This window comes from Vibrio coralliilyticus (genome assembly GCF_024449095.1).
GTDB classification, from domain to species: Bacteria; Pseudomonadota; Gammaproteobacteria; order Enterobacterales; family Vibrionaceae; genus Vibrio; species Vibrio coralliilyticus_A.
This window is the reverse complement of the sequence record NZ_CP024627.1, coordinates 3,204,220-3,228,438: the sequence shown is the minus strand read 5'-3', so window position 1 is coordinate 3,228,438 and position 24,219 is coordinate 3,204,220. Positions and strand designations below refer to the sequence as shown.

The window sequence follows — 24,219 nt, the reverse complement described above, 5'->3', positions numbered from 1 at the left end:
TTGTACATTAAACGGCGTAGGGTACAGAGGTAAGATGTTCTATCTTTCAGACCTTTTGTTTCACGTTATTGGATTAGGCTGATTCAGCCGCCCCAGTCAGAATTTGACTGGGGCGTTTTTTATTGCGCCAAAGAAAATTACAATAAATTTCATACCCTTACTGATGTCCTTTCTTATTTGTTATGATTTGGCTGCTCAATTCTCAATATCGTACTCTTAACTCGCCTTAATCTTGTATTTGGTAACTCAGACCAATTTTGTAAGAAAACTTCAATCACACTTTTATTTTTTCAAATAGAAAATCAAATCAAGAGCTCAGAGTGTTCGTCTCATTTTATAGAGTAATTATTTATATTTTTTAATGATTTAGGTGTTAGTAGTAGGAAAGGAAAGTGATGGAGACTGAGAAGAAACCAGCCGTTGCATTGTTCTCTGCTTTGAACAATCCTATCGGCATAATAATAACTACCTCCTATTTCTCTCCCGTTGCCCCACCAGGATGGTGGGGATTTTTATTTCTGCTGATGGATATTTCTTTCGCTGCAGTGCCGAGGTAAAAAAGCAGAGACAAAAAAGCCCCACTGAATAGTGAGGCTGGTATCATCCGGTAGTGCGCTTATTCTTACTCGTCGCCTTGCTGGTCTTCAATAATCTCATCAGTCAACTGCTCTGCAACGGCAGGGGCAAACCACTCATCAAGTTTGTTGCGCAGGACATCAACACCGATGCCCTTCAACGAAGAAAACGCAGCAACACTCACATCACCACCGAATCCAGCAGAATCCTTCTTGATCTTAAGTACTTGAGCTTTGCGCGCACCACTTTTCAGCTTATCTGCTTTGGTCAATAGAACCTGTACGGGGATGCCGCTGTCGACCGCCCAGAATATCAGCTGTTGATCGAGATCCTTCATTGGGTGGCGAATGTCCATCAATACGACTAAACCTTTCAGACTTTGACGCTTTTGTAGATATTCACCGAGTGATTTTTGCCACTTCCTTTTCATTTCCAGCGGTACTTGGGCGAAGCCATAGCCTGGGAGATCGACGATGTGGCAGCCATCGGTCACTTTAAATAAATTGATCAGCTGAGTTCGACCTGGTGTCTTACTGGTTTTGGCTAAACTTTTCTGGTTAGTCAGTCGGTTAAGAGAACTTGATTTGCCCGCGTTGGAGCGTCCTGCGAACGCAACTTCGATACCTTCATCTTCAGGCATGTGACGAATATCAGGTGCACTGGTGATGAAATGGGTGTTTTGATAATGAATTTTTACGCTCACTGTTAACTCCATCTCGACTTTGTGTAGTCGATTGATTACTTTTTTGTGAAATTGTGTAAAATAACCGTGCTCGGCATAAGGTCGCCTATTGTACCATGAGTGGCAACTCGGAGTGGTACTGGAAGCTTGATAATTATAATGGAATGTCATGAAGAAATTAGCGCTAATCTTGAGTCTTTTAGCCAGCTGCTCTGTATGGGCCCAAGGCAGTATTGAAGCTGGTAAAGCAAAATCCCAAACCTGTGTTGCTTGTCATGGTGCTGATGGCAACAGTCAATTGGCCATGTACCCTAAGTTAGCAGGTCAGCATGCTAAGTATATTGAGAAGCAGCTGAAAGATCTGAAACTAGGTATGACAAGTGGTGGTAAGCAGGGTCGTGTTGATCCGGTGATGGGCGGTATGGCAATGCCACTGTCTGAGCAAGACATGAAAGATCTTGCAGCTTACTACGCATCTTTACCAATTTCTCACAACACGACGCCTGAAAACGTGGTGGAACAAGGCAAAACTCTATATACGGCGGGTGATGCGACACGTGGTCTGACAGCATGTATTGCCTGTCATGGTCCTCGCGGTAACGGTACTGAGCTTTCAGGTTTCCCTAAAATTTCAGGTCAGCACGCTGATTATATCAAAGCTCAGCTAATGAAATTCCGCGATGGCTCTCGTGCTAATGATATGAATGGCATGATGCAAGATATCGCGAAGAAACTGACAGACGAAGATATAGAGACTTTGTCTAAATATGTTGGTGGCCTACACTAAGCCCTATTAAATACTGCCCGAGCAATGTTGTATTGAAAGAGCCCAGACGAAAGTCTGGGCTCTTTCGTATGATGCATATCACAACGACTTTTCTTCGGTGTGGTTCGATCTTTCCCAAAGGTTTGTAAGAGATCGCCCATTTATCGTATTGCTCTTTTCTCGTTGTGTTTTGTAACTATCTGAAAAATAATAGAAGAGGAGCGGTGGACAAAAAAAAGCCGATTTTTTTCTTCAAGTGGATTGTTCAAAATCCATCAAGCGTTAAAGTGTGTTCATCGGCAGGGCGCTGATAAAGGAATTTAGGCCATGATGGTCTCCAAGGACGCAAGCGAAGGATGCTTGGAGGTCTATAAAGGAGTTAGGTAAGCAGGAAGCTTACTGGATAGGGATGGTCACCTCGTCTAATGGTTTAGACAGCGAAAAGGATCAGGCTAAGGATTAGCCCAGTTACGGGAAGTAAACGGAAAGCCAAAATTCACTAGGATGGTGAAAAACGACACCTTTTGCAGGGAAAGCGCCAAAAACAAATGGAAATTTGATGCACGATAATATGTGCAACACAGTTTCGCCGAAAGGCATTTTTAGAAAGCGATAGAGTGATCTATCGCTTTTTTTATATCTCAAATCCACCAACTTCCGCCTCTCGCCAACTCGGTTCCTTTATTACATCGATAAGATTATTGGTCAGAGAGGGAAAATTTCATTAAATTGGTGATTATTTGCCCAATGGCACTCCACTCTACAGCCACTTTCTGGTATGTTTCGCATCCCTGTTTGAGGATGTCAGCATGCACCACTGCCCACTTTGTCATTACCCTGAATCGCATCATTACTTTGAAGATAAGCGTCGAGCCTATCTCCAATGTCAGCAATGCGAACTGGTATTTGTCAATCCAGAGCAAAGGCTGGATGCAAAGGCTGAAAAAGCCCACTATGATCTGCATGAGAACGATCCAAATGACGCTGGCTATCGTACCTTTTTATCTCGGGTAGCCAACCCCATATTGGAACGTATTGAGCCTAGCTCAACAGGGTTAGATTTTGGTTGTGGTCCTGGACCGACTCTCTCTTTGATGATGGAAGAGCAGGGGCACAACATGTCATTGTATGACCTCTATTATCACCCCAATACCGAGGTGCTAGAGCGTACATATGACTTTATGACTGCCACTGAGGTGATTGAGCACTTGTATCATCCGGATCAGGTATGGCAGCAATGGTTGAATTTAGTTAAGCCAGGTGGCTGGATTGGTCTGATGACCAAGATGGTCATTGATGTCGAAGCGTTTGCCAAATGGCACTATAAAAATGACCCTACGCATGTGGTCTTTTTTAGCCGCAATACGTTTAAGTACTTGGCAGAGCGGGATCAGCTCAAGCTTGAATTTATTGGTAATGATGTAATTTTACTGAGGAAAACCCAGTAATGAGCCGTAGTAAGAAAGTAAGATCGGGCGGTAATGGTGACGTAATTGTTGTCCGTAATCGCACGGAAGCTGACGTCGAAGGACGTCTACGTAAGAAAGAGAAAAAACGCAAAGGCCTAAAAACGGGCGGTCGTAACTCTGAAGCGAAGCAGAATAAACAGCAGACAGCTGGACAAAAGCGCGACCCACGTTTAGGCAGCAAGAAGAAAATTCCTCTTGTGGTTGAAGCGGTGAAGAAGCCAACCAAAGCAGAACGTCGAGTCAACGCAGAACAAGAGCTAGAGATGCTGGAAAATGATGCCCAGCTGAATGTCTTGCTTGATCGCCTTGATAATGGTGAAAGCTTAGGCGCAGGCCTACAGAAATACGTCGATGAGAAATTGGCGCGTATTGAAGTGCTGATGAAGCAACTCGGCCTCTATGAAGAGGAAGAAGAGCCAGAAATCGTTGAGGAGCCGAGCGCACCTGTGGCGAAAAAGGTGAGTAAGAAAGCTTCATCAGAAGATGAACTGCTGTCGCAGTTCGAAGATCTGGATTTGAACCAGTTTAAAGGGTAGGAAAATTGTGAATGTAACCTTGTTAGCCATTGCTGGTGGAGTCATTATTCTCGGCTTAGCGTCCTATGCGGGTTACCTTCTGCTCCAGCTAAAGAAGCAAAAGGAATTGCAGGAACAGCATACGAAGCTGGCTATTGATAAGCGCAACGCCAACATTTTTGAAAGTGTTCATGTGCTTTGTTTAGCCGGTATTCAAGGCCAGTGTGATTTGTCGGAAATCAGTATTCGCTTATACAACATCATGGACTATGTTCAGGGTGAAGATCGGGTGGATTTTGATACAGAGTTCCCAGCGACATCGGAGCTTTATCATCTTGTCAAAGACATGCCACGTGGTGAAGATCGCCAACAAATGGCGAAGAAAGATCGCATGAAGCAAAACTTAGAGCGTCATAAAGCGGAATCTCGTTTGCAAGATGCGATAATCGACGAGCTCAAGCTGCTGCAGAAAAAAGTTCAGCCTTTAAACAACCAGATCAACATTCAGATGATCTAGATTGATACTTTAGTCACTCGATCACTTACACTTATGGGTGAGTGATCGAGTTATCAATTCTGACTATTGTTACTCAAAAAGCGCTATGCCACCCGGCGACCCGCCTCTGCGTGTGGCAAAATAGCCCCCAAAATATAACGGTTAATCACACCGGATACGCATTACAGCACTAACGGAAGTACACCATGTCTCAGCAAGTCGTCGCAAGCCAACAAATAGTATGGGATCAAGCCATCCTTAATAAATACAACTATTCTGGTCCGCGTTATACGTCTTACCCAACCGCGTTGGAGTTTCACGAAGCGTTCACTATTGCCGACTATGATATGGCGTGTACTGAATACCCGGAGCGTCCGCTGTCGCTCTACATCCATATTCCGTTTTGTCACAAGCTTTGCTACTACTGCGGTTGTAATAAGGTCATTACGCGTCATGCACATAAAGCTGATGAGTATCTCGATGTACTGGAGCAGGAAATCCTGACACGAGCTTCCTTACTGCATGGACGTAAAGTGACTCAGTTGCATTTTGGTGGTGGTACACCCACATTTCTGACCAAGACCCAAATCAGCCGTTTGATGAACATTCTACGAGCGGAATTTAGCTTTGAAGCCAGCGCAGAAATCAGTATTGAAGTCGACCCTCGTGAGATCGAACTGGATATGCTTGATCACCTGCGTGAAGAAGGTTTTAACCGTTTAAGTATTGGTGTTCAAGACTTTAATAAAGAAGTGCAAAAGCTGGTCAACCGCGAGCAAGATGAAGAGTTCATTTTTGCTATGGTTGAGCGAGCGAAACTGCTTGGTTTCCGTTCGACCAACCTTGATCTGATTTATGGCTTACCAAAACAGACTAAAGCGCGCTTCGCTGAAACATTGAATCGAGTTTTGGAGATGCAGCCAGGGCGTTTGTCTATTTTTAACTATGCTCATATGCCGCAGCTGTTCGCTGCTCAGCGTAAGATTAAAGATGAAGACCTGCCACAAGCGGAAGAAAAAATGGCCATTCTTCAGGATACTATTGCGACGTTGACCAATGCTGGTTACCAGTTTATCGGTATGGACCACTTCGCAAAGCCTGATGATGAACTGGCGGTCGCTCAGCGCGAAGGAGTTTTGCATCGCAATTTCCAAGGTTATACCACTCAAGGTGAATGTGACTTGGTTGGCTTTGGGGTTTCCGCTATTTCAATGATCGGCGATGCCTATGCGCAAAATCAGAAAGAGTTGAAAAAGTATTATTCTCAGGTTAATGAACACCGCCATGCTCTATGGAAAGGTGTTGCTCTTGATAGTGATGACTTACTTCGACGTGAAGTGATTAAACAACTTATCTGCAATTTCAAACTCGACAAAGCGGCAGTAGAAGTAGAGTTTGATATTCAGTTTAGTCAATACTTCAAGGAAGACTTGGAATTGCTGCAAACCTTTATCGATGATGGACTTGTTGAAGTAGACGATAAGGAAATTCGCGTGACATTGCGTGGTCGTCTACTGATTCGTAATATCTGTATGTGTTTTGATAAATACCTCCGAGCGAAGGCGCGTCAGCAGCAATTCTCGCGAGTGATTTAATCGTCGTAGTTGCCTCGATAACCACGAACAATAAAGCCACCGACAACGGTGGCTTTATTGTTTCTTCGGGTAGTTGTTAGGGCGCGATATAGGCGTCTTGAGCGACTTCCCATAGTGCTTTGACCAGCGGATTATCCAGCTGCGAGCGTTTGCAGCAGACCCCTAACTTGAAAGGCTTGATTGATGCGACCTTGAGCCTTTGAATCTTCTCTTTAACTGGGCTGTTGTTGATCACCACGTCCGGCGCAATACCCACGCCACAACCTAGTGCGACCATACTGACTATCGCCTCATGACCGGAGACTTGCGCATAGATGTTGGGTTTGATTCTCATCGCTTTAAACCAAGTATTGGCGCGGTCTCGTGCGGTACCTGATTCCGGCACGATGAAAGGAATGGACGACCAGTCAGGTTTGTCCTTTTGCAGCGCTTCAGCAAAGTTGCTCACGCCGACAGGGGCGATCACCGAAAGAGGAATTTCACTAATGGTTTCAAATTTGAGTTTGGCAGGCAGCACTTCCGGTTGGGCGGAGATTGCCACGTCCACTTCATCATTAAGGACTTTGTTTATAGCTTGAGCCGGATCGCCTGTAGACAGTTTAAACTCAATAAACGGATGCTGAAGGCGAAACTCTGACAACAGCTCAGGCAGGTGGCTGTAGCTGGCTGTCACCGAGCAAAATAGGCGAATCTCACCTTTTAATTCTTCTTCGTGCCCTTGAATCTGCGCATTGAAGTTTTGCCATTCTCCGAGAATCTTTAAAGCCACAGGCAAAAGTTTTTTTGCCGCTGGGGTCAATTCAACACTGCGGTTATCCCGTACGAACAATTCTTGCCCGGTTTCTGCTTCCAACTTTTGTACCTGACGACTGAGCGCAGAAGGGCTGATGTGCATAGCAGAAGCCGTTTTGGCGAAGCTTTTGCTATCACACAGATGAATGAACAATTGCAGACTTTTAATGTTCATGAAATAAGTGTTTCCTTGTTGCATTTTTTGCAATAACTAATTGTGAATATATCACTTTAAGCAACCCGATGTCTGATTTAGTATCGAGGCATTCGGTAATGAAACGCCGACCCAAACGGATAAATTCTCAAAGGAGAGCCCTAACATGGCTAACTATTTCAATACATTAAACCTACGTGAGCAGCTAGATCAGCTTGGCCGTTGTCGCTTTATGGACCGCAGTGAATTCGCTACAGAAGCGGATTACCTGAAAGGTAAGAAAGTTGTTATCGTTGGTTGTGGTGCACAAGGTTTGAACCAAGGTTTGAACATGCGTGACTCAGGCCTTGATGTTGCTTATGCACTGCGTCAGGCAGCGATTGATGAGCAACGCCAGTCTTTCAAAAACGCGAAAGAAAATGGTTTTGAAGTAGGTAGCTACGAGACGCTTATTCCTCAAGCTGATCTCGTGATCAACCTAACGCCAGACAAGCAGCACACGAATGTGGTTGAGACGGTAATGCCGCTGATGAAAGAAGGCGCAGCACTAGGTTACTCACACGGTTTTAACATTGTTGAAGAAGGCATGCAGATCCGTAAAGACCTAACCGTCGTGATGGTTGCGCCTAAGTGCCCGGGTACTGAAGTACGTGAAGAGTACAAGCGTGGCTTCGGCGTTCCTACGCTAATCGCAGTTCACCCAGAGAACGATCCAAAAGGTGAAGGTTGGGATATCGCCAAAGCTTGGGCAGCAGGTACTGGTGGTCACCGAGCAGGTTGTCTAGAGTCTTCATTCGTTGCTGAAGTGAAATCTGACCTAGTGGGCGAGCAAACTATTCTGTGTGGCATGCTACAAGCAGGTTCAATCGTGTCTTACGAGAAGATGGTTGCGGAAGGTATTGATCCAAGCTACGCAGGTAAGCTAATCCAGTATGGTTGGGAAACCATTACAGAAGCGCTGAAGTTTGGTGGCATCACACACATGATGGATCGCCTATCAAACCCGGCGAAAATCAAAGCGTTCGAGCTTTCTGAAGAGCTGAAAGAGTTGATGCGTCCGCTTTACAACAAGCACATGGATGACGTAATCACAGGCCATTTCTCTAGCACTATGATGGCTGACTGGGCAAATGATGATGCGAACCTACTAGGCTGGCGAGCAGAGACAGGCGAAACAGCGTTTGAAAACTACCCTGCAGGTGATGTGGAGATCTCAGAGCAAGAGTACTTCGACAACGGTATCCTTCTAGTTGCAATGGTGCGTGCGGGTGTTGAGCTAGCATTCGAAGCAATGACAGCGTCAGGTATCATTGATGAGTCAGCGTACTATGAGTCACTACACGAGCTACCACTCATCGCAAATACAGTCGCGCGTAAGCGTCTGTACGAAATGAACGTTGTTATCTCTGATACGGCTGAATACGGTAACTACCTATTTGCTAATGTCGCTACACCACTACTGCGCGAGAAGTTCATGCCTTCTATTGGCACTGACGTGATTGGTAAAGGTTTAGGTGAGACTTCTAACCAAGTAGACAATGCAACGCTAATCGCAGTGAACGATGCAATCCGTAACCACCCTGTTGAGTACATTGGTGAAGAGTTACGTGGATACATGACGGATATGAAGAATATCGCGGTAGGCGGTTAATCTTCTTCGCTAAGATGAGTAAAGAACTCCAGACAGACTGGAGTGATAAATACAAAATATAAACACAACACTTAATGAAAAGGCTTGGTCGCCGTTGACCAAGCCTTTTTTATTTTCCATAAGCTAGGTATGCACTGAGGGATAGAATAAGTTTGAGAAAATAAAAAGGGCTGACGCAGTACGCCAACCCTCCATATTTCATCGCTATCAGCTGTTACTTATCTGCTAGTTTCTCTTCTAGATCGGCTAGCTTCTTTTCCATTTCAGTCAGCTTCTGGCGAGTGCGAAGGAGTACCTGAGTCTGAACATCAAACTCTTCGCGACTAACGACATCCAGCTTATTCAGCTGACCTTGGATAACTTGACGAACTTTCTGATCAACATCTGCACCAAGTTCTTTTACTGGCGCGGGCATGGAATCATGAATCTGTTTAGCAATTTGCTCTAGTTTCTTTGGGTCAAACATGTGACGAGAACTCCTGTATCTTTGTGTATATTCTATGTAATTGGTACGGGAAAGTCGCTATTTGGATAATAAAAATTCGATGTGGTCAGCGGTCAATCTAAACCAATAAAAAAGGCCACCGAAGTGGCCTTTAGTTAACGCGGAGCTTAGCTGTTGTCGGCTAACTCACGTTGTGCGGCTTTTGCTTCATCAACACGAGCCAATTTCTCTAAGTCTTTATCTTCAACAAAGACTGGAAGTGGCTTGTGCTTCTCAGCTAAGTAGCTATAGATAACTGGCAGTACGAACAGGGTAAACAGAGTACCGATCGCTAGACCAGCCACGATAACAATACCGATACTGAAGCGCTGAGCGGCACCAGCACCTGTTGCGTACATCAGTGGGATCAGACCTGCAATCATCGCTGCAGTTGTCATTAGGATAGGGCGTAGACGAACCTTCGCCGCTTCCATGACCGCTTCTGTCTTGCTCAATTTATTGTGTAGCTGCTCTTCTTTGGCCACCTCACAGATCAAGATGCCGTGCTTGGTGATCAGGCCTACCAAGGTGATCAGGCCAACCTGAGAGTAGATGTTCATCGAAGCAGCTCCCCAAGCCAGAGCAATCAAGGCACCACATACCGCCAATGGAACGGAAACCATGATAACAATTGGGTCTTTAAGAGATTCAAACTGAATCGCCAGAACCAAGAAGATGATAGCCAGTGCTAAGCCAAACGTTGCGTACAGTGCACTACCTTCCGTAACATATTGACGAGCTTCACCCATGTAGTCGTGGTTGTAACCATTTGGCAGTTTGTTGCTTGCTAACTCTTCCAACCAGTTTACCGCGTCACCCATTGCTGTCCCTGGTGCAGGTACAGCACCGATGGTCGCTGAGTTTAGCTGGTTGAAGTGTGGTAGCGAACGTGGCTCCGCGACAACATCGATAGTAATCAGGCTACCAAGTGGAACCGCGCGGTTATCTGCGGCACGCACGTAGTAGTTATTCATCGACTCAGGGTTAAGACGCCACTTACGCTCTACCTGTGGAATGACCTCGTAGGAGCGGCCGTTAAGGTCGATACGGTTTACATAGCCATCGGACATCATGGTACTCAACGTAGTACCAATGTCTTGCATTGTTACGCCGTATGCGCCCGCTTTGTCTTTATCAATGTTGATCTTCATCGTTGCTGAGTCGTAGTTTAGGTCCAGCTCAGAGTAGACAAACATTGGGTTAGACGACACCTCGCCAAGCACATCTGAGGCAATAGCGAATAAGCTCTCAAACGCATTAGGTGTGGTGATAACGAACTGTACTGGCAGACCGGAACCGGCACCTGGTAGTTCTGGCATCTGGAATGCAGTTACCGCCATGCCTGGAACGTTTTTCACAAGGCCTGTCACGCGATCAGCTACTTCAGACTGGCTTGCTTCACGCTCACTCCAAGGCACCATAGAGGCGATACCAAACGCTTGGTTTGAGTTAGGCACACCAGTAAACACCTGTGCGTAAGCCACTTCTGGTTGATCAGACAGAATTCGGTTTACGTCGTTCATGGTGTTTTGCATGAAGTCGAGGTTAGCGTTTGATGGAGCCGTACCCATCAGCATCACCACCCCTTTATCTTCCGATGGCGCCAGTTCGCTTGGAATGAATTTGAACAGCATCGGTAGGCTGGCAAAAACAATCACAGCGAAACCAAGTACTACAGGGCGATGTTTCATGACCGCACCCAGCATGCGTTCATAACGGTTGGTCATGCCATCCAGCACACTATGGACTTTTTGTTCGAATTTGCTTGGGGTTTCATTGGCCTTGAGCATTTTCGAACACATCATAGGTGACAGAGTCAGAGCGACGATACCGGAAACGAATACCGAGCCTGCGAGGGTCAAAGCGAACTCTTTAAACAGTGAGCCTGTGATGCCCCCCATTAAGGCTATTGGCGCATACACCGCACCCAGTGTTAGGGTCATCGCGATAACCGGAACAGCAATTTCACGTGTACCAATAATCGCAGCACGGAAAGGCGACTCACCGAGCTTGATGTGTCGGTCGACGTTCTCTAGAACAACGATCGCATCATCCACCACCAGACCGATGGCCAATACCATGGCGAGTAGTGTCATCAGGTTCCATGAGAAGCCCATCGCTTGCATTACCATCGCCACACCAATCAGTGAGAGAGGGATGGTGACGATAGGGATCATTACCGCACGGAAAGAACCGAGGAATAGGGTAATGACGATCAATACAATCAGTGCTGCTTCCGCGATGGTCTTAATAACCTCGTTTATCGATTCATTGATAGCAATGGTCGAGTCATACATCACGTTCATATTGATGTTGCTCGGTAGGTTACGCTCTAGTTGAGGTAACAGGTCAAGCACATCAGCCGCAATGTTGATTGGGTTGGCACTTGGTGCTGCGTTGATCGCAACTACTACCGCCTCTTTACCGTTGGCACTTGCGCGGTAAACATCATGGCTCTTCTCAAGCGTTACCTTAGCGATATCACTCAGACGAGTAACATCACCTTCATCAGAGCTTACGACAAGGTTCTTCAGCTCTTCTACGTTTGATACCTGAGTATCTGCACTACCGTTATACAGAACGAACTCGCCTACAGCCTGACCAGCTGCTGACTGATAGTTGTTGGCACTTAGCACGTTCATGACATCGGTAGCGGTTTTGCCCAGCGCGGCCATTTTGGCCGGGTCTAGCCAAATACGCAGGGCGTATTTCATGCCACCGTAGAGGTCAACCTTAGAGACACCATTTACAGTGAACAGCTGTGGGTTGATTACACGCTCTAGGTAGTCAGTGATCTGGCTCGATGAAAGTTCATCACTGGTAAAGCCGATATAGAGTACTGCGGTAGTCGAGCCCGTCGACATGGTCACAGTTGGGTCTTCGGCTTCTTTTGGAAGCTGAGATCGAACCGAGTTGGTCTTAGCCAGAATGTCAGATAGGGCTGCATTCGGGTCAGTGTTCAACTTCATGTTAACGGTAATGGTCGATGTACCGAGTACCGACGATGATGTCATATAGTCGATATTATCGGCTTGAGCTACGGCCTGTTCCAGAGGCTGAGTAATAAAGCCTTGGATCAGATCGGCACTGGCACCGTAGTAACTGGTTGTCACCGTAACTACAGTGTTTGTCATTTCAGGGTATTCACGGACCTGCATTTTGAATACTGCTTGTAAACCAAGCAGGGCTATCAAAAAGCTGATCGATACCGCTAAAACTGGACGTTTAATAAAAACATCAGTAAAGCGCATGAGGCCTCCAATTACAGCATTGGTGTTTCAGCTGGTGGAGTAGTTGCATCGCTTTCTACTACACGAACTTTCGCGTCATTGCTCAAACGAACCTGACCAGATGTCACAACCACATCACCAGGCTTCACGCCATCTAGGATATGAGCAATGTCTTTCACGCGTTCACCTACTTTAACCACTTGCTGTTTAACGCGTTTCTCACCATCTTTCTCGGAAATGATGTACACATTGTCACCGTAAAGAGTGAAGGTGATAGCCGTTTGTGGCAGAGTCACCTGATTTTCCAAGGTTGGCAGAATGATATTGGCACGAGCGAACATACCGCTACGTAACTTGCCATCGCTGTTTGGAATATCCGCTTGAACCTGAATCAAACCACTTTGAATATTCACCGCAGGTTCTATTGCTGTGATTGAGCCTTCGAATGGTGTTTCAGGGTAAGCATCGACGAAGATATCAACTTGTTGACCAAGCTGGATGCGTGAGATATCTGTCTGAGGCACAGTGAAGCGTAGGCGCATGACGCTGGTATCTTCAAGACGAACAATATCAGTACCGGCTTGTAGGTATTGGCCTAGGTAAACGTTACGAATACCTACCACGCCTGAAAAAGGTGCCTTGATGTCACGGCGGTCAATCGTTGCTTTAAGGCTTTCGATATCGGCTTTTAGCGAGAAGTAGTTTGCTTCTGCTTCATCATATGCTTCTTTCGATACAGAGCCTTTTTTGTATAGGCCTTGGTAACGTTTGTATTTCGCTTGAGCAGCAGGCAGTTTTGCCTGTGAGCTCTTCAGGTCAGCTTTTTCCACCTTAGAATCCAGCAGAACAAGAGGCTGGCCTTCTTCAACCGTAGTACCTGAGTCGAACGTGATTTTATCAATCACACCTGCTGTTTCATTGGCGATAGTGACACCTTGATTCGGCTCGATGAAGCCGATCGCTTCGATCACCGGTACCCAATCAACCGGCTTCACTTCCGTTACAGTAACCGGAAACTCAGGCTCTGGGCGATTAGCCAAATATTCGGCTATCTTTTGTTGTTTGAATAGATTGAAGCCTATCACGCTGCCAAACAGCAGTATTGCGATAAGCAACATAAAGAAAGTCCACTTTTTCATTCTGATCAGAACTCCAAGTTAGTGTTGAATTATTGCATCCCAACTGGCTTCGATTGCGGCTTCTAAGGCTGCTTCATCCAGATGGTAGTATCCCAAAGCATGTTTTCTCGCCAGTGCGACACTGGCTTCAAAACTCAGCCCTGAAAGAATCTCATTGTCGAGAGGTTTAAAGATCCCTTGCTCTTTTCCTTGCTTAAACAACCGATCCACTTGGGCAAACATTTGTCGCTCAAGTTCCCGAGTCTTTCTCTTATTTGCACAGGGAAGAGATTCATATTGAACGCGACTACTCAGGGTTTCCATATCTGAACTGGCTAAATTCCATATGTTTAACCACATAGTGCGATAGCGTACTTTCAAGGGCATATCGTCATTGACACCAGATTGGACGGCAGATGCAATCCGCTCGGCGACGTTCAAACGTACTTCATCTAGGAGATGCTCTTTATCTGAGAAATAACGATAGATAGTGCCTGCAGCCACACCCGCTTCTTTGGCCAGCTTATGCATCGACAGGCCTTGAAAACCGGACTCTGCAATCAGCTTTTCGGCTGCAGTGAGGATCTGTTCTTGCTTATCTATTGCAGTGTTACTAGACATAGTTTCACTACCCAATGAATGAACGTTCATTCATTATAGCCTAATAGCTGTACACTAGTGCAATAAAATATTTGGTTAATTATGTAAATTTATAGGTAATGAGATCATTTTAGCTGGCACTAGTCGGTGTCGATTAAGCATAGCAATCGATCTGTTGCAGCATTATTATAGGCGCCAAAGAATTTGACCTCAGAGATCTTTATGAAGCTGAACCCCAATCAAGACCAAGCCGTAAAATATGTATCAGGACCTTGTCTGGTTTTGGCGGGTGCGGGATCTGGCAAAACTCGCGTTATTACTAATAAGATTGCGTATTTGGTTCAGCAGTGTGGTTATAAGGCGCGCAATATTGCTGCGGTGACGTTTACTAATAAAGCAGCACGTGAAATGAAAGAGCGTGTCGGCCAGACGTTAGGTAAAAACGAATCGAAAGGCTTGATGGTTTCGACTTTCCATACTTTGGGCCTCAACATTATCAAACGAGAATATAAGTCGCTGGGGTTAAAGGCGGGCTTTTCTTTGTTTGATGATCAAGACCAGTTAGCGCTACTGAAAGAGCTGACGGAGAAGCAGTTGGATGGCGATAAAGATTTATTGCGTCAATTGCTCAGTACGATTTCTAACTGGAAAAATGACATGCTGACCCCTGATGAAGCCAAAGCGCGCGCACAGGGTGAGCAACAGCAACTGTTTGCGTTCTGCTTTGAAATGTATCAAAAGCAGATGAAAGCCTATAACGCCCTCGATTTTGATGATCTGATCGCTTTACCAGTTCTGCTGCTGCGTACTAATGAAGAAGTCCGTCAGCGTTGGCAAAACCGCATTCGTTATTTGCTCGTTGACGAGTACCAAGATACTAACACCAGCCAATATGAGTTGGTGAAATTGATTGTCGGTGAGCGTGGCCGCTTAACGGTTGTGGGAGATGATGACCAGTCGATTTATTCTTGGCGTGGTGCCAAACCTCAGAACTTAGTCTTGCTTGGTGAAGACTATCCGAATCTTCGTCTGATCAAACTGGAGCAAAACTATCGCTCAACCAGCCGAATTCTGCGCGCTGCCAATATTTTAATTGCCAACAACCCGCACGTGTATGAGAAGTCGCTGTTTTCTGAAATCCCCGATGGCGAAAAGCTCAAAGTGTTGCTGGCGAAAGATGAAGAACATGAAGCGGAGCGCGTGACGGGTGAGCTGATCGCCCATAAGTTCCTCAATCGTACTGATTACCGCGATTACGCTATCTTATATCGTGGTAACCATCAGTCTCGTCTGATTGAAAAATCGCTGATGCAAAACCGAGTGCCTTACAAGCTCTCTGGCGGTACCTCATTTTTTGCTCGTGCTGAAATCAAAGACATCATGGCGTATTTACGTGTGTTGGTGAACCCGGATGATGACAATGCATTTTTGCGTATTGTGAACACGCCACGGCGTGAGATTGGCCCAGTAACCTTGGAAAAACTGGGCAGTTACGCCAATATGCGCGGCAAGAGCCTGTTTGAGTGCAGTTTTGAGATCGGACTGGAGCAGCACTTGTCTGGCCGTGGGTTAGAAAATTTGCGCCGCTTTAGTCAGTGGTTAGTCAAGATTGCCGATCAGGCTGAGCGAGGAGACACTGTAGAAGCTGTGCGTTCATTGGTGCGGGACATCAACTACGAAGACTGGCTATATGAAACCTCTGCGAGCCCAAAAGCAGCAGAAATGCGGATGAAAAACGTTTCTGATCTGTACTCCTGGATTGTCGCAGATCTGGAGGGAGATAATTACGATCAGGAAGAAAAGAGTCTTAAAGAAGTCGTTCAGCACCTGACACTGCGTGACATGATGGAGCGAGGGGAAGAAGATGAGGACAGTGATGCTGTTCAACTAATGACGCTACATGCTTCGAAAGGTCTTGAATTCCCTTATGTGTATTTGATTGGTGCGGAAGAAGGTATTTTGCCTCACCAAACCAGTATAGATGAAGACAATGTTGAAGAAGAGCGCCGTCTGATGTACGTAGGGATCACCCGTGCACAGCGCGAGTTGACTTTTACCATGTGTAAAGAGCGTCGCCAATTTGGCGAATTAATTAAACCGACCCAAAGTCGATTCCTAGATGAATTACCGTTTGATGATGTAGAGTGGGAAGTGAATAAAAAGCCCCAGACCCAAGAAGAACGAATGGCAAAAGGGCAGGCACATATCGCTAATATTCGAGCGATGTTTAATAAAGATTGATGTACTGTTTATAGAAGACAGTAATGAAAAGGGCTTGGTGAAAACCAAGCCCTTTTTCGAATCGCTTCTTATATAAAGACGAATTACAGGCCGGCAATCATGTGCTCAATTGCCGCAACGATTTCATCGTCTGAACAATCCATACAGGACCCTTTCGCTGGCATAGCATTAAAGCCGTTGATAGCGTGGTCTTTCAGCACGTCTTTGCCCTGTGCAATTCGCGGACCCCAGTCACCAGCATCACCGGTTTTTGGTGCGCCACTAACGCCTGATGCGTGGCAAGCAATACAGAAGGTGCCATACACGGTCGCGCCATCACGTGGACCGGTTGGCTCTGCTTTGACTGGTTCTGAACCTGCAAGGTACACATCACCGACAGGTTTAATGCGCTCTGCAATCGCATCATAGTCTTCTTGGCTAACATTAGCTGCAAAAGAGGCGCTAGAAAAAGTGATCGCAGCGACCAAAGCGGTTAAGATTTTTCGAGACATATCCATTAAACTCACTTTACATTCCTGAAGGTAAGTTCGTGCTTACCTATTATTAGAGTGTGGTTTGATCCACAGCGTTTTGCTGTTAAATCAATGTAAATATTGGGTGATTATATCCTGATAACTTGTTGCAATAAACAACAAGTTACCCGCTTCCATGGGGTTATCTAATGGGAAATAGGGGTTTATCACACTTTAATTGCCCAAAAAGGCGCCAAACGATAAAAAAAGTTTAAAAAGTACTAGACGGCCTAGTGTGATATACGTATTATTCCACTCCGCCGATAGGGCATGCGCCCGTAGCTCAGCTGGATAGAGCGTTGGCCTCCGGAGCCAAAGGTCGAAGGTTCGAATCCTTTCGGGCGCGCCATCCGGACGCTTACTAAGGTAAGTTAAATTGGCAGTATAATGGTGGCTATAGCTCAGTTGGTAGAGCCCTGGATTGTGATTCCAGTTGTCGCGGGTTCAAGTCCCGTTAGCCACCCCATTATTTTGGTGGCATTGTCTCCATTCTTGATTGATTATCGAGATAAAACTTAAGTCGGTGAATAGCGTTGTTTGTAGCGCATCTAGGCTCTTGGAATAAGCGGGACCAGAGGGTTAAGCTTCTATAAACGTAAACCAAGTAAAAAAATAATTCGTCGGTGAATAGCGCAGCTTGGTAGCGCATCTGGTTTGGGACCAGAGGGTCGGGGGTTCGAATCCCTCTTCACCGACCACTCTTTCGTTTATGGCTTTAAGAGCGGTAAACATCAAAATTTTGATGGTGGCTATAGCTCAGTTGGTAGAGCCCTGGATTGTGATTCCAGTTGTCGCGGGTTCAAGTCCCGTTAGCCACCCCATTACTCAGGTGGCATTGCTTCCTTTCTTGACTCTCTTCAAGATAAATATAAGTCGGCGAATAGCGTTATTTGTATCGCATCTCGGCTCTTGGAATAAGCGGGACCAGAGGGTCTATAACGTAAACCAAGTAACAAAATCCATCGTCGGTGAATAGCGCAGCTTGGTAGCGCATCTGGTTTGGGACCAGAGGGTCGGGGGTTCGAATCCCTCTTCACCGACCACTATTGAAAGCCTCGACAGTAATGTCGGGGCTTTTTTGCATTGAATACTCATCATTAAGTCTACTAACGGGCTCAAGCCTCTTTCTGCTTTAGTATCCCTCTTTTTTGCTCTCCAATGGTTTAAATCAAGAGGTACATACAATGCCACGCTTTCATGGTCCCAACAGGTTTGAATGAGCCCGAACATGAATGGCGCATAGATTGTTAAACATGGTTATACAAAAGCTTTCTTGGTAACGCTTGAATAAAGAGCGCTCAGTTATATGTGCTGATTATGCATTTAATAGTTACGCATAATCGTGTGGTGATACTTGCTGTTTGGTGTGAAAGTAACCATAGTCATTTAGTCTGTATTTTTGGTTTTTATCTGGTTCTATATTTGGTTAATTTTTATTTTCTCGGAGTTTAGGTCTAACAAATAAATTTTATCTGACCTAATGTTTTTATTTTGTTAAAGGGTTGGCTGGTCTTTTTTGTGAATTAATATTCATCGTTTTTTATGGCTAAAGGTTTTAAGTTATAACTAATCTGCTTATTATTCTTACTCTGAAGCTGAGGTTTGTGTACAGGTATGACCAACCGATGATCTAGCTTGATTGCATATTTATTTTCATAAGCTGCTTGGTTTTTGTTCGAACTCGACTTTTTATCCTATGTTTGTTGCTTTTCTGTGAATTTTTTGCCAAATTGATGACCTTGTAAATTGCCAGAACGATATACCCAATTTGCTTTTTGGATTGGGTGACGAGCTGGCTTGAATGGATTCACTTTTCAGACAGGGCAGAAAGCTGCCAAAGCAGTAGAGGTCTGGTTAATGTCACTCTTAGAAGTTAAAAATCTTCGTATTGAATACCCGTCGCGTCATGGTGTGCATGCAGCGGTTAAATCGTTATCGCTCAATATTGAGCGAGGCGAAATCGTGGGTGTGGTTGGGGAATCTGGTGCGGGTAAGTCAACAGTTGGTAACGCTGTGATCGATTTGCTTAGCCCTCCTGGCCGTATCGCCAGTGGTGATGTCTATTTGGACGGTGAGTTGATCTCCGGTTTATCGGCTGAAGAGATGCGACAAGTTCGAGGCTCAAAAATTGGGTTTATTTTTCAAGATCCAATGACTTCCCTTAACCCGCTATTTACGGTTGAGCACCAGCTGAAAGAGACTATTCACGCCAACATGAATGTGTCAGATGAAGAAGCTTATCAGCGTGCCTTATCTTTAATGCAGCAAGTCGGTATTCCACAGCCAGAAAATCGCCTTAAGCAGTACCCTCACCAATTCTCAGGTGGTATGCGCCAACGTGTTGTTATTGCTATTGCACTTGCCGGTGAGCCTGATTTGATCATCGCTGACGAACCGACCACGGCGTTGGACGTCTCTATTCAAGACCAAATTCTGAGCCTGATCCGCGAATTGTGTATCAAGAATAATGTTGGTTGTATGTTGGTCACCCACGATATGGGTGTGGTTTCTAATGTCACGGATCGTGTTGCGGTCATGTATCGAGGCGACTTAGTTGAGTTTGGCCCGACAGCAAAAGTATTAGGCGATCCTGACCATTCATATACTCGCAGCTTGATTTCTGCTGTTCCTCGCTCAGATATGAAGCTTGAGCGTTTCCCTCTGGTGAGTTACATCGAAGAAGCTCATGAGATGGCGCCTTTGGATGTGAAAAATCATTGGCTAGGCCAAAGTCAGGATCATCGTGAATACACAGGTTCATTGTTGACCGTAGAGAATGTCAATCTTCGCTTTACCACCAAGGATTCATTGTTTGAAAGCCGTCGTGAGTACGTGCAGGCATCGAACAATGTCAGCTTTGAAGTTTTCGAAGGGGAAACCTTCGGTTTGGTGGGTGAATCGGGCTCGGGTAAGTCAACCATTGCACGTGTGATTGCGGGTCTGTATCAGCCAAACTCAGGCAAGGTTACTTTTGAAGGTATTGATCTGACTTCGCTAAAATCTGAAAAGGAGCGTCGTCCACTTCGTCGTCAGATGCAGATGGTGTTTCAGAACCCATACACATCTATGAACCCACGGATGAAGATCTTTGACATCATTGCTGAGCCAATCCGTTTTCATAAGTTAACCCGCGATGAAACGGAAACCAGACAGATCGTCAACGATCTGCTTGATCACGTTGGTTTGGGAAAGATGGCTGGTGTGAAGTATCCACATGAATTCTCAGGTGGTCAGCGTCAGCGCATTTCGATTGCGCGTGCTCTAGCGACTCGTCCACGTCTTCTGATTTGTGATGAACCAACGTCCGCACTGGATGTATCGGTTCAGGCACAAATTCTTAACCTATTAAAAGACTTACAAGATGAGTTAAATCTCACCATGTTGTTTATCAGTCACGATCTCCCTGTGATTCGCCAAATGTGCGATCGAGTGGGTGTGATGCAAATGGGAACACTATTGGAAGTTGCGCCAACCGAGCAGCTGTTCAATTCACCACAGCATGAATACAGTCAACAACTGATTTCTTTAATGCCTGAATTTACAGGTTTAAGAGAAGAAGTAAAAACGGCGTAAGTCGTAGACATTACCCAGATGTACTTGGGTGACCAAACAGAAGCAAACACAACAACTAGGGATGAATCCCGCATAAGGAGTTATGCAATGAAAACCATGAAAAGCAAACTAGCAGTGGCTTTAATGGCAGCTGGCTTGAGCTTTAGCGCAGCAGCAGCAGATATCACAGTGGCTTACGATGCTGACCCAGTATCTCTGGACCCGCATGAGCAGCTATCAGGCGGTACTCTGCAAATGTCTCACATGGTGTTTGATCCACTAGTTCGTTACACACAAAAGTTTGATTTTGAACCTCGCCTAGCTGAGAAATGGGAACGTGTTGATGACACAACTTTCCGCTTCCAATTGCGCAAAGGCGTGAAGTTCCACTCTGGTAACGAACTGACGGCTGACGACGTAGTTTGGACGTTTGACCGTCTGAAAGACTCTCCTGACTTCAAAGCTATCTTCGAACCATACGAGAAGATGGTAAAAGTAGACGACTATACGGTTGAGCTAATCTCGAAAGGGGCTTACCCACTAGTTCTACAAACGGCAACTTACATCTTCCCGATGGACAGCAAGTTCTACTCTGGTAAGACAGAAGATGGCAAAGACAAAGCGGAAGTGGTGAAGCACGGTAACTCGTTCGCTTCAACGAACGTTTCTGGTACTGGTCCGTTTATCGTTACTCAGCGTGAGCAAGGTGTAAAAGTCACATTTGAGCGTTTTGGTGATTACTGGGACAAAGACACAGGTAACGTAGATAAGCTAACACTTGTACCAATCAAAGAAGACGCGACACGTGTTGCCGCGCTACTTTCTGGTGATGTAGACATGATTGCACCGGTGGCGCCAAACGATCACAAGCGTGTCAAAGGGGCGAAGAACGTAGACCTAGTGACATTACCAGGTACACGTATCATCACGTTCCAAATGAACCAAAACAGTAATGAAGCACTGAAAGACGTTCGTGTTCGCCAGGCGATTGTTCACGCGATCAACAACGAAGGCATTGTGAAGAAAATCATGAAAGGCTTTGCCACGGTTGCTGGTCAGCAAGGCCCAGAAGGTTACGCTGGTTACCAAGCTGACCTAGTGCCACGCTATGATCTGAAGAAAGCCAAAGAGCTGATGAAGGAAGCGGGTTACGAGAAAGGCTTCACGCTAACAATGATGGCGCCAAATAACCGCTACGTAAACGATGCGAAAATTGCTCAGGCTGCTGCGGCCATGCTGTCTAAGATCGGTATCAAAGTGGATCTGAAGACTATGCCTAAAGCGCAATACTGGCCAGAGTTCGACAAGTGTGCGGCTGACATGCTGATGATTGGTTGGCACTCAGATACAGAAGATTCAGCGAACTTCTCTGAGTTCCTAACCATGACACGTGATGAAGCAACAGGTAAAGGCCAATACAACTGTGGCCACTACTCGAACCCAGAAGTGGATAAGTTGGTTAACGCGTCAAACGTAGAAACGGACCCAGCTAAGCGTGCAGAGATGCTTCAGAAAGTAGAAGCAACGCTGTACAACGAAGCGGCGTTTGTTCCTCTACACTGGCAGAACCTTGCTTGGGGTGCAAAATCTAACGTTGATATCGCGCCAATCGTGAACGCGATGAACTTCCCTTACTTCGGTGACTTGGTGGTGAAATAACCCCTCACAGAATTAAGTTGGAATATTGGCACCCTTTTCGGGTGCCAATACTTAATTTTTTGGTGCTTAGCTTTGTTTCAGTCGGGTTAGGTGCCATTTTTCAGACTGAAAGTGCGATCAGATGAGTTTTTCTGGTTTAGCAGACTGAAATCTACGGAAAGTTAAAGGGGCAAGGAATGTTTTCGTTTCTGGTCAAGCGCCTGTTTCAGGCACTGATAGTGATGTTTGTGATCAGTTTGGTGGCGTTTGCCATTCAGGATAATCTGGGTGACCCGTTGCGTGAGCTTGTTGGTCAATCGGTTTCTGAAGCGGAGCGTCAAGCTCTCCGTGATGAGCTCGGCCTTAACGATCCCTTCATTACGAAATACACTCGCTTTGTTGGCGCTGCGCTACAAGGTGACTTAGGGACTTCTTATTTCTTCAAGCGTCCAGCGGTTGAAGTAATTCTCGATAAATTGGTGGCGACACTAGAATTGGTGTTTGGTGCCACAGTGATCATCATTGTTTGTTCAATTCCTCTCGGCGTTTACTCGGCAATTCACCCGAAAAGTATCTTTACCAAAGTGGTGATGGCGTTCAGTAGTATCGGGATCTCTATTCCGGTCTTTTTGACCGCGATAATGTTGATGTATGTCTTCTCAATTGAACTTGGCTGGCTACCGTCCTATGGTCGGGGAGAAACCGCCAATGTGCTCGGCTGGGAATCTGGCTACTTTACTCTTGATGGCCTTGCACACTTAATCCTGCCATGTATTGCGCTGGCGTCCATCATGCTGCCATTATTTATTCGCCTAGTGCGCTCTGAAATGCTGGAAGTGCTGAGCTCTGAGTACATTAAATTTGGTAAGGCTAAAGGCCTTGCTCTTAATAAAATCTATTACCAGCATGCCCTGAAAAATACCATGTTGCCTGTGTTGACGGTTGGTGGTGTACAAATCGGTACTATGGTGGCCTACACCATTCTGACCGAAACTGTGTTCCAGTGGCCGGGTACTGGTTTCCTTTTCCTAGAAGCCATCAACCGTGTGGATACGCCGCTGATCACCGCCTACGTAATTTTCGTTGGTCTGATTTTCGTAGTCACTAACACCATTGTGGATTTGCTATACGGTATCATCAACCCGACTGTTAACCTGACAAGCAAAGGAGCATAATCATGAGTCAAACAGTAGCTGCTCCTTCTCGTTGGGAGCGTTTCAAACAATCGGATTTTCTTTATTATTTCAAACGCGACAAGGTGGCGATGGCCAGCTTTACCGTGTTTATGTTATTCCTCGTAATGGCACTTGCTGCACCAGTGTTGTCGCCAACTGACCCGTATGATCTCGCGTCTATCGATATCATGGACTCAGAATTGCCACCTTCTTGGATGGAAGACGGTGACGAGCGATTTGTGCTTGGTACCGATGAGCAAGGTCGTGACATCCTTTCAACCATACTTTACGGTTCTCGCTTGTCATTGACGATTGGCTTTTTGGCGGTCGGCTTACAATTGATACTAGGTATCGTGATTGGCCTGTCGGCGGGTTACTTCGGTGGCCGTATCGATAGCTTCCTGATGCGCTTTGCTGATGTCCAGCTGTCATTCTCTACGATGATGGTGGCGATCATAGTGTCGGCTATCTTCAAAGCCAGCTTCGGTAGTGACTTTTACGCCCAGTATGCGGTAATTATGCTGGTGGTGATCATCGGTGTAGCAGAATGGCCGCAGTATGCGCGAACTATTCGTGCTTCGGTTTTGGCGGAGAAGAAGAAAGAATACGTGGAAGCTGCACGAGTCATGGGCTTTAAAGCTCCTCGTATCATGTTCCGCCATATTCTGCCGAACTGTTTGTCGCCTATCTTGGTTATCTCGACGGTTCAGGTGGCAAACGCCATCATGTCAGAAGCGGCACTTTCTTTCCTTGGCTTAGGCCTTCCGGTAGATCAACCATCACTTGGCGCTCTGATCAGTATCGGCTTTAACTACATCTTCTCAGGAGCTTGGTGGATTACGGCTTTCCCAGGTGTCGTTCTGGTGACACTAGTGTTGGTTATCAATCTATTGGGTGACTGGCTACGTGATGTATTTAACCCGAAAATCTACAAAGGGTGATCCAAGCCTAAGATTTGGTTATAAAAACCTCA

General features: G+C 45.8%; 19 protein-coding genes and 5 tRNA genes. 17 read left to right on the top strand and 7 right to left on the bottom strand.

The window, feature by feature from the left end:
• The first annotated feature begins 34 nt into the window (after positions 1-34).
• Positions 35-82 (top strand): small protein SpfP, encoded by a 48-nt coding sequence (spfP, locus tag CTT30_RS23465; RefSeq protein WP_438356636.1) that lies wholly within the window; start codon positions 35-37, stop codon positions 80-82.
• 540 nt (positions 83-622) lie between these two features.
• On the opposite strand, the gene yihA is transcribed toward spfP, so the two are convergent.
• A complete protein-coding gene (gene yihA / locus CTT30_RS15225; RefSeq protein ID WP_252035551.1) occupies positions 623-1,279 on the bottom strand; it encodes a ribosome biogenesis GTP-binding protein YihA/YsxC in 657 nt (218 codons plus the stop codon).
• A 148-nt stretch (positions 1,280-1,427) separates the two neighbouring features.
• Between yihA and CTT30_RS15220 the strand changes: the two genes are divergently transcribed.
• From CTT30_RS15220 to hemN, 5 genes are all read left to right on the top strand, one after another.
• Complete coding sequence (locus CTT30_RS15220; protein WP_239869951.1) at positions 1,428-2,045, top strand: c-type cytochrome; 618 nt, start codon at positions 1,428-1,430, stop codon at positions 2,043-2,045.
• A gap of 788 nt (positions 2,046-2,833) precedes the next feature.
• Positions 2,834-3,472: a class I SAM-dependent methyltransferase gene (locus CTT30_RS15215; RefSeq protein ID WP_239869933.1), complete on the top strand. Its 639-nt coding sequence runs from the start codon at positions 2,834-2,836 to the stop codon at positions 3,470-3,472.
• Positions 3,472-4,029: a Der GTPase-activating protein YihI gene (yihI, locus tag CTT30_RS15210; RefSeq protein ID WP_252035550.1), complete on the top strand. Its 558-nt coding sequence runs from the start codon at positions 3,472-3,474 to the stop codon at positions 4,027-4,029. Before CTT30_RS15215 ends, yihI begins: the two co-directional genes overlap by 1 nt.
• A 7-nt stretch (positions 4,030-4,036) precedes the next feature.
• Positions 4,037-4,525, top strand: a complete 489-nt coding sequence (locus CTT30_RS15205) for a DUF2489 domain-containing protein (RefSeq protein WP_239838733.1) — start codon at positions 4,037-4,039, stop codon at positions 4,523-4,525.
• Positions 4,526-4,710: 185 nt separating this feature from the next.
• On the top strand, positions 4,711-6,099 hold the full coding sequence (gene hemN / locus CTT30_RS15200) for an oxygen-independent coproporphyrinogen III oxidase (protein WP_239869911.1): 1,389 nt from the start codon (positions 4,711-4,713) through the stop codon (positions 6,097-6,099).
• 76 nt (positions 6,100-6,175) lie between these two features.
• Here the strand turns inward: hemN and ilvY are convergent, their stop codons facing one another.
• Entirely contained in the window at positions 6,176-7,066 is an 891-nt protein-coding gene (gene ilvY / locus CTT30_RS15195; protein WP_239838731.1) for an HTH-type transcriptional activator IlvY, read from the bottom strand.
• A gap of 145 nt (positions 7,067-7,211) precedes the next feature.
• On the opposite strand from ilvY, the gene ilvC reads away from it, so the two are divergent.
• The gene (ilvC, locus tag CTT30_RS15190; protein WP_239876807.1) at positions 7,212-8,696 is read left to right on the top strand and encodes a ketol-acid reductoisomerase; all 1,485 of its coding nucleotides are present in this window, start codon (positions 7,212-7,214) and stop codon (positions 8,694-8,696) included.
• A gap of 214 nt (positions 8,697-8,910) precedes the next feature.
• Here ilvC and ubiK read toward each other — a convergent pair whose 3' ends face one another.
• The 4 genes from ubiK to CTT30_RS15170 all read right to left on the bottom strand — a co-directional run bounded on the left by ubiK (position 8,911) and on the right by CTT30_RS15170 (position 14,149).
• Positions 8,911-9,162 carry a ubiquinone biosynthesis accessory factor UbiK gene (gene ubiK, locus CTT30_RS15185; RefSeq protein WP_004745538.1) on the bottom strand — a complete coding sequence of 84 codons (252 nt, stop codon included), beginning with the start codon at positions 9,160-9,162 and terminating at the stop codon, positions 8,911-8,913.
• 146 nt (positions 9,163-9,308) lie between these two features.
• Positions 9,309-12,431 (bottom strand): multidrug efflux RND transporter permease subunit, encoded by a 3,123-nt coding sequence (locus CTT30_RS15180; protein ID WP_239838729.1) that lies wholly within the window; start codon positions 12,429-12,431, stop codon positions 9,309-9,311.
• 11 nt (positions 12,432-12,442) lie between these two features.
• Positions 12,443-13,549, bottom strand: coding sequence for an efflux RND transporter periplasmic adaptor subunit (locus CTT30_RS15175; RefSeq protein ID WP_239876808.1), 1,107 nt, complete (start codon positions 13,547-13,549; stop codon positions 12,443-12,445).
• Positions 13,550-13,567: 18 nt separating this feature from the next.
• On the bottom strand, positions 13,568-14,149 hold the full coding sequence (locus CTT30_RS15170; RefSeq protein WP_239838727.1) for a TetR/AcrR family transcriptional regulator: 582 nt from the start codon (positions 14,147-14,149) through the stop codon (positions 13,568-13,570).
• Positions 14,150-14,350: 201 nt separating this feature from the next.
• On the opposite strand from CTT30_RS15170, the gene rep reads away from it, so the two are divergent.
• On the top strand, positions 14,351-16,369 hold the full coding sequence (rep, locus tag CTT30_RS15165; RefSeq protein ID WP_252035549.1) for a DNA helicase Rep: 2,019 nt from the start codon (positions 14,351-14,353) through the stop codon (positions 16,367-16,369).
• 83 nt (positions 16,370-16,452) lie between these two features.
• Here the strand turns inward: rep and CTT30_RS15160 are convergent, their stop codons facing one another.
• Entirely contained in the window at positions 16,453-16,866 is a 414-nt protein-coding gene (locus tag CTT30_RS15160) for a c-type cytochrome (protein WP_239838775.1), read from the bottom strand.
• Positions 16,867-17,153: 287 nt separating this feature from the next.
• Here CTT30_RS15160 and CTT30_RS15155 point away from each other — a divergent pair.
• The 9 genes from CTT30_RS15155 to CTT30_RS15115 all read left to right on the top strand — a co-directional run bounded on the left by CTT30_RS15155 (position 17,154) and on the right by CTT30_RS15115 (position 24,187).
• Positions 17,154-17,230, top strand: a tRNA-Arg gene (locus CTT30_RS15155).
• 41 nt (positions 17,231-17,271) lie between these two features.
• Positions 17,272-17,347, top strand: a tRNA-His gene (locus tag CTT30_RS15150).
• A 155-nt stretch (positions 17,348-17,502) separates the two neighbouring features.
• Positions 17,503-17,579 (top strand) — tRNA-Pro (locus CTT30_RS15145).
• Positions 17,580-17,626: 47 nt separating this feature from the next.
• A tRNA-His gene (locus CTT30_RS15140) sits at positions 17,627-17,702 on the top strand.
• 145 nt (positions 17,703-17,847) lie between these two features.
• Positions 17,848-17,924: transfer RNA gene (locus CTT30_RS15135), tRNA-Pro, on the top strand.
• 814 nt (positions 17,925-18,738) lie between these two features.
• Entirely contained in the window at positions 18,739-20,454 is a 1,716-nt protein-coding gene (locus CTT30_RS15130; protein WP_239876811.1) for a dipeptide ABC transporter ATP-binding protein, read from the top strand.
• Positions 20,455-20,541: 87 nt separating this feature from the next.
• Positions 20,542-22,092, top strand: a complete 1,551-nt coding sequence (locus tag CTT30_RS15125; RefSeq protein WP_239869838.1) for an ABC transporter substrate-binding protein — start codon at positions 20,542-20,544, stop codon at positions 22,090-22,092.
• A gap of 176 nt (positions 22,093-22,268) precedes the next feature.
• Positions 22,269-23,246 carry an ABC transporter permease gene (locus CTT30_RS15120; RefSeq protein ID WP_239838723.1) on the top strand — a complete coding sequence of 326 codons (978 nt, stop codon included), beginning with the start codon at positions 22,269-22,271 and terminating at the stop codon, positions 23,244-23,246.
• Positions 23,247-23,248: 2 nt separating this feature from the next.
• Positions 23,249-24,187 (top strand): ABC transporter permease, encoded by a 939-nt coding sequence (locus tag CTT30_RS15115; RefSeq protein WP_239838722.1) that lies wholly within the window; start codon positions 23,249-23,251, stop codon positions 24,185-24,187.
• The last annotated feature ends 32 nt before the right edge of the window (positions 24,188-24,219 follow it).

Coding starts and splice junctions, on each gene's coding strand:
- CTT30_RS15215 (WP_239869933.1), top strand. CDS start 2,834: ATGCACCACTGCCCACTTTGTCATTACCCTGAATCGCATCATTACTTT.
- CTT30_RS15160 (WP_239838775.1), bottom strand. CDS start 16,866: ATGGATATGTCTCGAAAAATCTTAACCGCTTTGGTCGCTGCGATCACT.
- CTT30_RS15175 (WP_239876808.1), bottom strand. CDS start 13,549: ATGAAAAAGTGGACTTTCTTTATGTTGCTTATCGCAATACTGCTGTTT.
- rep (WP_252035549.1), top strand. CDS start 14,351: ATGAAGCTGAACCCCAATCAAGACCAAGCCGTAAAATATGTATCAGGA.
- CTT30_RS15220 (WP_239869951.1), top strand. CDS start 1,428: ATGAAGAAATTAGCGCTAATCTTGAGTCTTTTAGCCAGCTGCTCTGTA.
- ubiK (WP_004745538.1), bottom strand. CDS start 9,162: ATGTTTGACCCAAAGAAACTAGAGCAAATTGCTAAACAGATTCATGAT.
- CTT30_RS15170 (WP_239838727.1), bottom strand. CDS start 14,149: ATGTCTAGTAACACTGCAATAGATAAGCAAGAACAGATCCTCACTGCA.
- CTT30_RS15120 (WP_239838723.1), top strand. CDS start 22,269: ATGTTTTCGTTTCTGGTCAAGCGCCTGTTTCAGGCACTGATAGTGATG.
- hemN (WP_239869911.1), top strand. CDS start 4,711: ATGTCTCAGCAAGTCGTCGCAAGCCAACAAATAGTATGGGATCAAGCC.
- CTT30_RS15180 (WP_239838729.1), bottom strand. CDS start 12,431: ATGCGCTTTACTGATGTTTTTATTAAACGTCCAGTTTTAGCGGTATCG.
- CTT30_RS15130 (WP_239876811.1), top strand. CDS start 18,739: ATGTCACTCTTAGAAGTTAAAAATCTTCGTATTGAATACCCGTCGCGT.
- CTT30_RS15125 (WP_239869838.1), top strand. CDS start 20,542: ATGAAAACCATGAAAAGCAAACTAGCAGTGGCTTTAATGGCAGCTGGC.
- CTT30_RS15115 (WP_239838722.1), top strand. CDS start 23,249: ATGAGTCAAACAGTAGCTGCTCCTTCTCGTTGGGAGCGTTTCAAACAA.
- yihI (WP_252035550.1), top strand. CDS start 3,472: ATGAGCCGTAGTAAGAAAGTAAGATCGGGCGGTAATGGTGACGTAATT.
- ilvY (WP_239838731.1), bottom strand. CDS start 7,066: ATGAACATTAAAAGTCTGCAATTGTTCATTCATCTGTGTGATAGCAAA.
- ilvC (WP_239876807.1), top strand. CDS start 7,212: ATGGCTAACTATTTCAATACATTAAACCTACGTGAGCAGCTAGATCAG.